The organism is Vibrio sp. QJM3NY_39 (assembly GCF_057785895.1).
Genome location: NZ_CM173505.1, coordinates 2,625,841 through 2,638,286, shown reverse-complemented (window position 1 = coordinate 2,638,286; position 12,446 = coordinate 2,625,841). Strand labels below are relative to the sequence as shown.

Genomic DNA, 12,446 nt, shown 5'->3' with positions numbered 1-12,446 from the left:
TAGCAGTATTGTAGCGCTTTTCGGAGACAATTTTGGATAAGATTTTTGTAGAAGAAGCGGTATCAGAACTACACACGCTTCAAGATGTGATTCGTTGGACTGTTAGTCGCTTTAACGCAGCGGGCCTTTTTTATGGTCACGGCACTGATAACGCGTGGGATGAGGCGGTACAACTTATTTTACCTACTCTTTATCTGCCGATTGATGTTCCTTCGCATGTGATGAACTCTCGTCTAACGAGCAGCGAACGTCTGCGTATTGTTGAGCGCGTAATCAAGCGTATCAATGATCGTACACCAACGGCTTACCTAACCAACAAAGCTTGGTTCTGTGGTCTAGAGTTCTTCGTTGATGAACGTGTTCTTGTGCCTCGTTCGCCAATTGGTGAGCTGATCGAAGCTCAATTCCAACCTTGGTTAACTGAAGAGCCAACGCGCATCATGGACCTTTGTACGGGTAGTGGCTGTATTGCTATTGCTTGTGCTCATGCATTCCCTGATGCTGAAGTAGACGCGATTGATATCTCTACTGACGCATTGCAAGTTGCTGAGCAGAACGTTCAAGATCACGGCATGGAGCAGCAAGTGTTCCCAATCCGTTCAGATCTTTTCCGTGATTTACCAAAAGAGAAATACAACCTGATCGTATCGAACCCACCGTACGTGGACGAAGAAGATATGAACAGCCTGCCAGAAGAGTTTACTCATGAGCCGGAACTTGGCCTAGCAGCGGGTACTGATGGCCTTAAACTGGTTCGCCGTATTCTTTCTAACGCACCAGATTACCTAACTGATGATGGTATCTTGATCTGTGAAGTGGGTAACTCAATGGTTCACATGATGGACCAATATCCAGAAATTCCATTTACTTGGATTGAGTTCTCGAATGGCGGTCATGGCGTATTCATGATCACTCGCGAGCAGTTAGTGGCTTGCGCAGATGAGTTCTCTATCTACAAAGACTAAGTTTTTTATAGACTAAGTTTGCACAGACTAAACTTTGTATCGAAAAAGCTTCTTTGATTAGATTCGGGTTACCTTCGTTATTAAAGAAACCCTATCTGTATTAATTTAAACGCCATGCAGCAGTGCATGGCGTTTTTTATTGCCTAAATTTTGGATATCGTACTTAGCGTTGAGGATTGGTTTCATATTATTTAGTTGCTTAATGTGAATAACTATCACATATTGATATTCAATGTTTACTCGTTTTAGTGAGTTAAGGAGAATTCGCGATGAGCTTTGATACATGGATTTATTATTTATTAGCTGTGCTGGTTTTGACAGCTTCGCCCGGGCCAAGCTCTTTATTATGCATGACCAAAGGTGTGCAATCTGGCTTTAAATTATCGATATTTACCGCGCTGGGTAGCTTAACTGCGATTACTGGAATTCTAACGTTATCGTTTACTGGGCTGGGTGTGATTATCGCTTCGTCTGAGGTGGTGTTTAATGTCATTAAATGGACCGGTGCTGCTTACCTTATTTATCTTGGTTGGAAGTCACTACGTTCTAGCCAACAAGATTATGACAGCCTATCCAATCAACAAGCCGATTCTAAATCTGTTAAAGAAAGTGCTGCGCAGCATTATTTAAGTGGCTTCATTGTTGGTGCGAGCAATCCCAAAGCTATCCTATTTTTTACCGCACTTTTTCCGCAATTTATTGACCCATCGATCGCTCTGGTTCCACAGTTCACCGTGTTTGCTTTGACCTTTATTGTAATGGAATTGTCTTGGTTATTGGTTTACGCCTATTTAGGCGCGAAGTCGTCAAATTGGTTGTTTGCTAAAGGCCGAGCCAAGGTATTCAATCGTGTAACAGGTGGTGTATTTATTGGTGCTGGAGCACTGCTTTCGACGACAAGCCGAGCATAATTGATGAAGTGATTGATGGCTTGAATAGTTACAGAATATTCTTGATGCTGTAATAAAAGGTTAATATTAATGTGCTTGCTGATATCGGTGTAAAGTCGATATATTGGTGTTACACCATCACGTTCTCAGGAGAGACATATGCAGCATCAAGAAATGATTCAACACAGTAATTTTGGCGTAATCAGTCGTACTTGGATTTTCTCTACCCTTTCTCTTGTGGGTATTCTTGCTCTAATGTAGTCATTTTATGGCTCTATATTTTTAGTTTTTATTATGAATACACTTTTCAAAAAGTCTTCAAAGTTAGAACTCTTCCTCTCGTAAATGTGGCTTTTCTCATCAGGCTAGCCACTTAGCTTTTTCCTAGTAACTATTTTTATTAACATCCACTTCCTTCTAAATAGCCACTTTCTAGTTAGTAGCGATTTTCTCTGAGTAAACTCCTTCTTTTCGCAAAGCAACCAAGTCGCCTTCTCTTAACAGGCTAGACATGTAACCTGCTCTGAAGTTGTTACCAAACTGTGATAATCTTAAATCATCTTTTATCTACAGTGTGCCTCTCATGTCTGTCTGGGATTCTATTTCATTTAACAATCGATTTATCGTATTACCTCGACTGTTCTATACCCCAATTCAACCTACACCGCTCAGCAATGTCCAATGGCTCGCATGGAACCATAATCTTGCGAATGAACTTGGCTTTCCGTCATTTGAAAACGCTTCCGAGGAATTGCTTGAGACGTTATCCGGTAATGTTGAACCTGAGCAATTCTCACCAGTAGCAATGAAATACGCAGGCCACCAGTTTGGCTCTTATAACCCTGATTTAGGTGATGGAAGAGGGCTGTTATTAGCTCAAGTGGTAGCGAAAAGTGGTGAAACGTTCGACTTACACCTTAAAGGTGCGGGTAAAACTCCATATTCTCGTATGGGCGATGGCCGTGCTGTTATTCGCTCAACCGTTCGTGAGTATCTATGTAGCGAAGCGATGGCGGGGCTTAATATCCCAACCACACGTGCATTGGCAATGATGACCAGTGACACGCCTGTTTACCGTGAGAAGAAAGAGTGGGGTGCATTGTTGGTGCGTGCTGCTGAGTCACATATCCGTTTCGGTCACTTTGAACACCTGTTTTATACCAATCAGTTGGCAGAACATAAATTATTGGCCGACAAAGTCATCGAATGGCACTTCCCAGAATGCCTCGATGAAGAGAAGCCCTACGCAGCCATGTTTAATGAGATTGTTGATCGCACTGCAGAAATGGTCGCATTGTGGCAAGCGAATGGTTTTGCTCATGGAGTGATGAACACCGATAACATGTCAATTATCGGGCAAACCTTCGATTACGGCCCATTCGCGTTCCTTGATGAATATGACCCAAGATTGATCTGTAATCACTCGGATTACCAAGGTCGTTATGCTTTTAATCAGCAGCCAAGAATTGGATTATGGAATTTGTCGGCACTGGCTCATTCTCTTTCGCCGCTGGTGGATAAAGCCGAACTTGAGGCTGCACTCGAACAATACGAACCACAAATGAATGGTTATTTCAGTCAGATGATGCGTCGTAAGTTGGGGCTGCTTTCGAAACAAGAAGGTGACAGTCGTTTGTTTGAATCTATGTTTGAGCTGATGTCGCAAAACAAAGTCGACTACCCAAGATTCTTTAGAACGCTGTCGAACTTGGATACCTTGTCGCCACAGGAAGTGATTGATTTGATTATCGACCGCGAGGCAGCAAAGCTATGGATGGATAACTACTTACAACGCTGCGAATTAGAAGACCGTTCAGTGGCAGATCGCTGTGAAAAGATGAGACAGGTGAACCCGAAATACATCCTCAGAAATTACCTTGCTCAACTCGCCATAGATAAAGCGGAACGCGGTGATAGCAGCGATATTGAAGCACTAATGGTGGTTCTGGCTGACCCTTATGCAGAACACCCAGACTATGAACACCTTGCAGCTCTGCCTCCTGAGTGGGGCAAAGCCATGGAAATCAGCTGTTCCTCTTAACCTTCGATGATTCTTTGAGTCGCTAAGTACAGGTAGAGGTCACTAAGATGTGATCTTTATCTGTTTGTTCGTCTAACTTTACAAACATGTCAATAATCAAATAATCGTCCAGCCTATACACTATGTGAATAAGTTGTAAATTTAATAGGTTTGGGCGATGCCAACAAATACTCGAATTCTCGTGGTGGATGATGATCAAGAAATCCGCGAGCTGCTGGAAGAGTACCTCACAAAATCGGGTTTCGATGTCTCTTCTGTTGGAGACGGTGTTGAATTAGAAACCCACCTGCAAAGCCAAGGTTATCCCGATCTGATTCTGCTCGATGTTATGCTCCCCGGTGACGATGGTTTTACCTTGTGTCAGCGAGTTCGAAAGCAATCCAATGTGCCAATCATCATGCTGACTGCAGTCTCGGATGAAACCGATCAAATTATTGGTTTAGAAATTGGTGCCGATGATTACATTGCCAAGCCATTTAGTCCGCGCCAATTAATGGCTCGTATCAAAGCACTACTACGCCGTGTTCAAGTGGTGGATGACAAACCGAGTGATGCACTGCCAAAGCAAATCATTTTTGGTGATTGGACACTTGATACGCTCGCGCATCGAATTTCCCACAATGAAAATTCAGAAGAAATGGACTTGTCGGGCAGTGACTTTTCTTTGTTAATGCTGTTCTTAACTCGTCCTAACGAAGTTCTCGACCGAGATACTATCTCTTTCGCAACCAGAGGCCGAGAAGCGCTGCCTTTTGAACGTGGCATTGACGTGCAGCTTAGTCGCCTGAGAAGCCGATTGGGCGACAGCGGTAAATACCCTCACTACATCAAAACCATGCGCGGCAATGGCTACATTCTTGCTGTGCCTGTTCAGTATGAGCACTAAGCATGACCTATTGTTAATGAAGTAATGCTAATTAAGTATTTCCAATGAAGTATTCTGTATGAAGTATCTCGTATGAACTGGTTGAGCAGGTTAAAGCCAAACTCTTTGGTCGCAAGAACCTTGTTGCTGACGCTGTTAGCGGTGGTGATCGCTCAGGGTATCGCAACGTCTATTTGGTATAGCGAATCCAAGCACAAAGAACTGGAGGGGATTCGTTCTGCCTCTTCGAGCATGGCGAACATGTTTGCCTCAACGGTGACTTTCTTCCAGTCTCTGCCCGTTAAATATCGTCATATCGTGTTGGATCAGATCCGCAATATGGGCGGTACGCGTTTCTTTGTTTCTTTTAATAAAGAGGCTTTGATTGTCGAACCGATCCCAGATACCCGCTTAAAAACCGCCTCGATTGAAGCCATAGAAAGTGTTTTGAGTAGCAAACTCAATAAAGTGGCGTCAGTGCGGGTTGATTTCTCTCGACCTGAACACCTTCGCTTGCTTAAAAACGACATCTACTTAAGCGATCTTCCGCGATCATGGGCGCATCATACGTTAACGTTAGAACCTCTTAATCCACCTATCTTGGTTGTTCAGATTGAATTAGCCAGTCACGAATGGGTGTACATTGCGGCATTGTTGCCAGCGCCATATGTGAAGCTCGACGATACGATTCTTGGCAGAGAGCAGGTGATCTTCTTAGTTTCTTCAACGCTCATTCTACTGGTGCTGACTTACTTGATGATTCGTCGTCAAGTGCGACCTCTTAAAAAGCTGGCAAGAGCGGCTAATGAAATGAGCATGGATATTCAGCAGCCCCAACTAAAAGAAGAAGGGGCAACGGAACTGGTGACGGCGACCCGAGCTTTTAATCGTATGCAGCAACGGATTCGTCGTTATGTTGCCGACCGAGAGCATTTGTTCTCGGCTATCTCTCATGACTTGAAGACGCCAATCACCCGTTTAAGGCTTCGAGCCGAGCTATTGGAAAGTGAGGTCAAGAAAGACAAGTTCAACAAGGATTTGGATGAGCTTGAGATGATGGTGAAAGGCGCATTACAAGCGGTCAGAGACACCGACCTTCATGAAAATAATGCCATTATCGATCTGAACGAGATGATGCTCTCTGTGATTGAACTACACAATCAATACCAAACTCAGGTCGAGTTTGAACCTGCAGTGATTGAGCCTTTTGTTGCCAAACCGCTAGCGATCAAACGCGTGCTTACTAATCTTATCGATAATGCTGTGAAATATGGACAATCAGCTGAGGTGGATATCAGCAGTGATTCTGTGTGGGTCATTGTGACGATTCAAGACCATGGCAAAGGTATCCCTGAAGACAAGTTAGAGTTGGTTTTCGAACCCTACTTTAGGCTTGCAACCGACGACCAAGGACACGGTCTAGGGCTCGGGATCTGTCGCAATATTCTGCATGGACACGGCGGAGATCTCATTATTCGCAACTCCTCTCAAGGTGGCTTAGAAGCCAAAGTCTATATACCAAGAGGCTTAGAAGTGTAATGTAACAATTGTGTTACATAGGGCTTACCTTTTGTTTCAATCTTATAAATCAGAATAAGTAGACTCTTTATTGAACCGGACGTCGAGTCCGCTAAACATGGAAGATTATAATGAAAATCAATAAAACCCTACTTACTCTATCTCTTCTTGCTGCCTCAACATTTTCTCAAGCTGGTGAAGTGGAAGTGCTTCACTGGTGGACTGCCGGTGGCGAAGCGAGATCCGCAGCGGTACTGAAAGAGATGATTGAAGAACAAGGCCATACTTGGAAAGATTTTGCTGTTGCTGGTGGCGGCGGTGAAAGTGCGATGACTGTTTTGAAAACTCGAGCAGTATCGGGCAATCCACCTTCTGCAGCGCAGATCAAAGGTCATGATATTCAAGAGTGGGGTGGTTTAGGTTTTCTAACGTCTCTCGATGCGACTGCTAAACAAGAACAGTGGGATGAACTACTACCAGAAGTAGTGACTAAAGTGATGAAGTGGGATGGTGAATATGTAGCAGTTCCTGTCAACGTTCACCGTGTTAACTGGCTTTGGGCTAACCCTGTTGTTTTAGAAAAATCAGGCGTTACGGTTCCAACGACATTAGATGAGTTCTTTGTTGCTGCAGACAAGATTAAAGCGGCTGGCTTCATTCCACTGGCTCACGGTGGTCAACCTTGGCAAGACGCGACGGTATTTGAGGCAGTAGCACTTGATGTACTAGGCAGTGAAGATTACAACAAAGCGTTCGTTGATCTTGATATGGACGTATTATCTGGCGACAAGATGGTGGAAGTGTTCACCAAATTCAAAAAAATGCGCGACTACATCGACAGCAACTCTCCAGGTCGTGATTGGAACGTCGCAACTTCAATGGTTATTAATGGCGAAGCCGCGATGCAAATCATGGGTGACTGGGCGAAAGGTGAATTTACTGCGGCAGGCAAAGTACCGGGTAAAGACTACATCTGTGCACCAGCTCCAGGTACTGACGGCCAATTTACCTTCAATATCGATAGCTTTGCGTTCTTTGAGTTAAGTGACAAAGAGAACCAAAAAGCGCAGCAAGACCTAGCGAAAACCATTCTTACTAAAGACTTCCAAGAAGTCTTCAACCTTAACAAAGGTTCAATCCCTGTACGTCTAGATATGGACATGTCTAAATTCGACCAATGTGCGTTGGACTCAATGGCAACCTTCAAAGCAAGTGCTGAATCTGGCGATCTTGTTCCGAGTATGGCTCACGGCCTAGCGACAACAAGCTACGCTCAAGGCGCTATCTATGACGTAGTGACCAACTTCTTCAATGATAAAGATGCCGATCCTAAACAAGCGGCAGCTAAGTTAGCTAAAGCAGTGAAAGCCGCTATCTAATCTAACTTGATAAGCAACGCACAACGCACGTGAGTGACGGGATGTGTTGCTTTATCGAACCCCCAGGGTGGGTAGGCTCGTAGGGAGTCTATCTGCTCTTCACTTCTAATTCTGATATGCGTGATGCTGATGTGGTGCCGAAAGGTAAGCCATTGGCTCGATTGTGCAACAAGGATAAGTTATGGAGCATGTTTTGACTGAGTCGACTCCAAAATCCACAAGGAGCCAGCCTGCGCCAAAACCAAGTTTTGCTGACAGGTTACAACATTGGTTACCTAAAATTGTACTGGCGCCAACTGCGTTAGTGACCGTGGTGTGCATCTACGGCTACATTTTTTGGACGGCAGCGTTGTCGTTCACCAACTCTCGATTTCTGCCGAGCTTTAACTTCGTTGGTTTAACCCAATATGAAAAGCTGATGGACAACGATCGCTGGATTACCTCAATCACCAACCTCGGTTTGTTTGGTTTTCTATTCATGGCGATTGCTATCTTGCTAGGTGTTGGCTTAGCAGTATTACTTGACCAGAACATCCGCCAAGAAGGCGCGATTCGTACCATCTATTTATACCCAATGGCGTTGTCGTTCATCGTGACGGGTACGGCGTGGAAATGGATTCTTAATCCGGGTCTTGGTATTGAAAAACTGATGCATGACTGGGGTTTTACTGACTTCAGGTTCGATTGGCTCGTCAATTCAGAAATGTCGGTCTACACCTTGGTTATCGCAGCACTTTGGCAGTCTTCAGGTTTCGTGATGGCAATGTTCTTAGCGGGGCTGCGCGGTATCGATTCATCAATCATTAAAGCGGCACAAATTGATGGAGCAAGCTTACCCACTATCTATCTCAAAATCATTTTACCTTGCTTGCGCCCTGTGGTTTTCAGTGCGGTGATCATTACTTCTCACATTGCAATTAAGAGCTTTGACCTTGTTACGGCAATGACGGCGGGTGGCCCAGGTTATTCATCGGATCTTCCTGCTCTATTCATGTACGCACACTCCTTTACTCGTGGACAAATTGGCCTTGGTGCTGCTAGTGCCATGATGATGCTTGCCGGTATCTTAGCGATTCTCGTGCCTTATCTTTACTCTGAACTTAGGGAGAAAAAGTCATGATGAATAACGTCAACTTTGCTCGAATCTTTATTTATTCAGCACTGCTTTTCTTCTGTTTAGTGTACCTAATGCCATTATTCGTGATGGCGCTGACGTCATTCAAAACTCTGCCTGATATCAAGGCGGGCAACCTGATGAGCTTGCCGAAAGAGTGGGTGTTCGATGCTTGGTATAAAGCGTGGGATACCGCCTGTACGGGCGTGAAATGTGAAGGCATCAAAGGCTACTTCTGGAACTCATTCCAAATGGTGATTCCTGCGGTTGCGATTTCAACATTGCTCGGTGCATTCAATGGTTATGTTGTGACGAAATGGCAATTCAGAGGCTCGAATCTGTTCTTCAGCTTGCTGTTGTTTGGTTGCTTCATCCCATTTCAAGTGGTGTTGTTACCAATGGCAACCATGCTTGGCAAGATGGGGTTAGCGAACACAACCATCGGCTTGGTGATTGTGCACGTTATCTACGGTATGGCATTTACCACACTGTTTTTCCGTAACTTTTATATCTCGATTCCTGATGAATTGATCAAAGCGGCAAAGCTTGATGGTGCAGGTTTCTTTACGATTTTCTTCAAGATCTTATTACCGATCTCGACACCGATCATCATGGTGACGGTGATCTGGCAGTTCACCGCAATCTGGAATGATTTCTTGTTCGGGGTGGTCTATTCCGGCTCAGAAACTCAGCCGATCACCGTGGCATTAAACAACCTAGTCAACACCAGTACTGGCGTTAAAGAATATAACGTCGACATGGCTGCCGCGATCATCGCCGCACTGCCAACGCTGTTGGTGTACGTCTTCGCAGGAAAATATTTTGTTCGTGGCCTAACGGCAGGATCAGTAAAAGGATAATTACCCATGGCAACATTAGATTTAAAACAGATCCGTAAAACCTATCGCAACGCGGACAACGAAACGTTAAAGGGCATCGACATTAGTATCGATTCGGGGGAATTTTTGATACTTGTCGGCCCTTCGGGGTGTGGAAAATCCACCCTAATGAATACCATCGCTGGGCTCGAAAATATTAGCTCGGGTGAAATCGTGATTGATGGTGTCGATGTGGCGCAGGTTGAACCTAAAGATCGCGATATTGCGATGGTGTTTCAGTCTTACGCGCTTTATCCAAACATGACGGTACGCGGCAATATCGCTTTCGGTTTGAAGATCCGCAAGATGCCGCAACAAGAGATCGAGGCTGAGGTTAATCGAGTGGCAGAAATGCTGCAAATCGAACAGTTGCTTGATCGTAAACCGTCGCAACTTTCTGGTGGTCAGCGTCAACGTGTCGCGATGGGACGTGCTCTAGCTCGTCGTCCTAAGCTGTATCTGTTTGATGAGCCGCTTTCTAACTTGGATGCCAAGCTGCGTGTTGAGATGCGTCATCAGATTAAACGTCTGCACCAGAAGCTGAATACCACGATTGTTTATGTAACCCATGATCAAATCGAAGCGATGACTCTCGCTGATCGCATCGCAGTAATGAAAGACGGTGAACTGCAGCAGTTAGGTACACCTCAAGAGATCTACACCAAGCCAAACAATATGTTTGTGGCGGGCTTTATGGGTTCACCTTCTATGAATTTCATTAAGACCATGGTGGATCTTGATGATGAGCAAAACCCGATCATCAAAGTGGTGGGTACCGCCGAACAAGAACACCATATCCGATTGCCACAGAGTATGCGTGACCAAGATGGCAAGGAATTGGTCATTGGATTGCGTCCTGAACACATTACCGAGCAAGAAGGTGATGATGTGTCGGCAACCACAAAGCTAGACCTGCAATTGGAAGTGTTGGAGCCAACAGGGCCAGATACCATCGCAATGGTTAAAGTGAACGACCAAGAAGTAGCGTGTCGTTTATCGCCAGAATTTGAAGTGTCGGTTGGGCAAATGGCGCCGCTTCATTTTGACTTATCAAAGGCGGTATTCTTCGATGCTCAAACCGAAGCGAGAATCGAATTCTAACTTCTAGTTGCTGAGTTAGTTTAACCATCAAAGTTCATGTCTAAATCAAAGGCAGTATCACCAACGAGTAATAAGTAATGTGATGCTGTCTTTTTCGTTGTCTATACTTGCTTTTTATTCCTTATAAAAACAGAGGGGTAAACGATATATATACTTCTACTGCAATAATATCGTGATTTAGTATCCCTTAGCTCTATAAAGCTGACGTAGAAACGCGTAGGATCACACTACTTTAGATCAAACACTAGGTTGCACTTTGGTGCATAGACAGAATAAAACATGAAACTAACAGCAAAACCAGCGGCGAATAACGCTTTACTTATTTCTATTACGACACCGGATTTTAAAGGTGACGAAGCAAAAGAGTCTCTTGCCGAACTTGCTCGCTTAGTGTCAACCCTAGGGTTTAAAGTCGTCGGTACGCAATCGCAACACCATAGTTCATCTCAACGACAGAATGTGTTGGGTGCAGGTAAGCTTGCCGAAATTGCACATCTAACTGGTTACCAAGGCTCTATTGAAGAAGCTGAAGATGAAGATTTTATTGATGAGTCGTTTGATTTTAGTTCTGAAATCGATGAGCTAGATTTTGATGATCTTCCAACGGGCAATTTCCAATACGGTGCCGCTGATGTTGTGGTATTCGACTGTGATTTAAGTCCATCTCAAATGCGTACTGTTGAGGCGAGTTTGGGTGTGGAAGTATTTGACCGTACTGGCATCATCATCGAAATCTTTAGTCGTCACGCTCGTACTCGTACTGCCCGTCTGCAAGTTGATATCGCTCGTCTAAACTACTTAGTGCCACGACTTCGTGAAACGGCTGAGGGTGATAAAGAGCGTCAAATGGGTCAGGGCGCAGGTGAAACTTCACTAGAGCTAGACCGTCGTAACGTACGTGACCAAATTGCTGCGCTTAAGCGTGAGCTAGTAAGCGTACAAGATGAAATGAAGACCCGACGCACAAGGCGCGCGGAGCTTTTCACTGTTGCTTTAGTTGGCTACACCAATGCCGGTAAGTCTTCGATGATGCGTGCAATGACCGCAACCGAAGTGGTGGGTGAAGATAAACTGTTCGCAACGCTAGATACTACGGTTCGTGCACTTCAGCCGATTACTCAGCCACGTATCTTGGTTTCAGATACCGTTGGTTTCATCAAGAAACTGCCACATGATCTGGTTGCTTCATTCCACTCAACGCTAGCAGAAGCGCACGATGCTTCATTGTTGCTTTATGTGGTTGATGCTTCAGACGTTTCATTCCGAGCTCAGCTTGATGTGGTACACGACGTATTAGCACAAGTGGGCGTTGAAGGTAGCGAAAAACTATTAGTGCTCAATAAGTGCGATAGATTGACTGAAGAACAGCAATTAGAGCTGATCGAAGAATTCCCTGATGCGATGCTAACGTCGACTCGTGATCCGTTAGATATCACGAAACTGCACAAGTACATCGTTGGTGTTGCTGAAGAAGGCATGATCGAAGAAGAGATCACTATCCCTTATTCTGGACAAGGCATCATCGGTGAGATTCGCTCAAACATGAGTGTGGTTAAAGAAGAGTACGACTACGAACACATCAAATTAACGGTTCGTTCAAGCGCCATTGATTTAGCGCGACTGAAAAAGCGTATGCAAAACTCTTAATCGTCTATCAAATTTAGATAAGAACACCTAAAGAAAAAGCGACCTAAG

At 44.6% G+C, this 12,446-nt stretch carries 10 protein-coding genes; all 10 read left to right on the top strand.

Annotated elements, in window-relative coordinates:
• Positions 1-32 precede the first annotated feature (32 nt).
• Positions 33-965, top strand: coding sequence for a 50S ribosomal protein L3 N(5)-glutamine methyltransferase (prmB, locus tag AC3CHU_RS11670; RefSeq protein ID WP_054548177.1), 933 nt, complete (start codon positions 33-35; stop codon positions 963-965).
• 269 nt (positions 966-1,234) lie between these two features.
• Entirely contained in the window at positions 1,235-1,876 is a 642-nt protein-coding gene (locus AC3CHU_RS11665) for a LysE family translocator (protein WP_065206805.1), read from the top strand.
• 562 nt (positions 1,877-2,438) lie between these two features.
• Positions 2,439-3,896 carry a protein adenylyltransferase SelO gene (locus tag AC3CHU_RS11660; RefSeq protein WP_488524601.1) on the top strand — a complete coding sequence of 486 codons (1,458 nt, stop codon included), beginning with the start codon at positions 2,439-2,441 and terminating at the stop codon, positions 3,894-3,896.
• Between the two features lie 157 nt (positions 3,897-4,053).
• Complete coding sequence (locus tag AC3CHU_RS11655) at positions 4,054-4,782, top strand: response regulator (RefSeq protein ID WP_017076788.1); 729 nt, start codon at positions 4,054-4,056, stop codon at positions 4,780-4,782.
• A 72-nt stretch (positions 4,783-4,854) separates the two neighbouring features.
• Positions 4,855-6,300: an ATP-binding protein gene (locus AC3CHU_RS11650; RefSeq protein WP_146456856.1), complete on the top strand. Its 1,446-nt coding sequence runs from the start codon at positions 4,855-4,857 to the stop codon at positions 6,298-6,300.
• A gap of 110 nt (positions 6,301-6,410) precedes the next feature.
• Positions 6,411-7,658, top strand: coding sequence for an ABC transporter substrate-binding protein (locus tag AC3CHU_RS11645; protein ID WP_488524600.1), 1,248 nt, complete (start codon positions 6,411-6,413; stop codon positions 7,656-7,658).
• Positions 7,659-7,839: 181 nt separating this feature from the next.
• Positions 7,840-8,778, top strand: coding sequence for a carbohydrate ABC transporter permease (locus AC3CHU_RS11640; RefSeq protein WP_065206801.1), 939 nt, complete (start codon positions 7,840-7,842; stop codon positions 8,776-8,778).
• Positions 8,775-9,632 (top strand): carbohydrate ABC transporter permease, encoded by an 858-nt coding sequence (locus AC3CHU_RS11635; RefSeq protein ID WP_050052727.1) that lies wholly within the window; start codon positions 8,775-8,777, stop codon positions 9,630-9,632. Before AC3CHU_RS11640 ends, AC3CHU_RS11635 begins: the two co-directional genes overlap by 4 nt.
• Before the next feature lie 6 nt (positions 9,633-9,638).
• Complete coding sequence (locus AC3CHU_RS11630) at positions 9,639-10,751, top strand: ABC transporter ATP-binding protein (protein ID WP_488524599.1); 1,113 nt, start codon at positions 9,639-9,641, stop codon at positions 10,749-10,751.
• 279 nt (positions 10,752-11,030) lie between these two features.
• The gene (hflX, locus tag AC3CHU_RS11625; RefSeq protein ID WP_054548182.1) at positions 11,031-12,398 is read left to right on the top strand and encodes a GTPase HflX; all 1,368 of its coding nucleotides are present in this window, start codon (positions 11,031-11,033) and stop codon (positions 12,396-12,398) included.
• The last annotated feature ends 48 nt before the right edge of the window (positions 12,399-12,446 follow it).

What these genes read in the sequence shown, in the direction of transcription:
- hflX (WP_054548182.1), top strand. Translation starts at nt 11,031, where the DNA reads ATGAAACTAACAGCAAAACCAGCGGCGAATAACGCTTTACTTATTTCT.
- AC3CHU_RS11630 (WP_488524599.1), top strand. Translation starts at nt 9,639, where the DNA reads ATGGCAACATTAGATTTAAAACAGATCCGTAAAACCTATCGCAACGCG.
- AC3CHU_RS11635 (WP_050052727.1), top strand. Translation starts at nt 8,775, where the DNA reads ATGATGAATAACGTCAACTTTGCTCGAATCTTTATTTATTCAGCACTG.
- AC3CHU_RS11655 (WP_017076788.1), top strand. Translation starts at nt 4,054, where the DNA reads ATGCCAACAAATACTCGAATTCTCGTGGTGGATGATGATCAAGAAATC.
- AC3CHU_RS11650 (WP_146456856.1), top strand. Translation starts at nt 4,855, where the DNA reads ATGAACTGGTTGAGCAGGTTAAAGCCAAACTCTTTGGTCGCAAGAACC.
- AC3CHU_RS11665 (WP_065206805.1), top strand. Translation starts at nt 1,235, where the DNA reads ATGAGCTTTGATACATGGATTTATTATTTATTAGCTGTGCTGGTTTTG.
- AC3CHU_RS11640 (WP_065206801.1), top strand. Translation starts at nt 7,840, where the DNA reads ATGGAGCATGTTTTGACTGAGTCGACTCCAAAATCCACAAGGAGCCAG.
- AC3CHU_RS11660 (WP_488524601.1), top strand. Translation starts at nt 2,439, where the DNA reads ATGTCTGTCTGGGATTCTATTTCATTTAACAATCGATTTATCGTATTA.
- AC3CHU_RS11645 (WP_488524600.1), top strand. Translation starts at nt 6,411, where the DNA reads ATGAAAATCAATAAAACCCTACTTACTCTATCTCTTCTTGCTGCCTCA.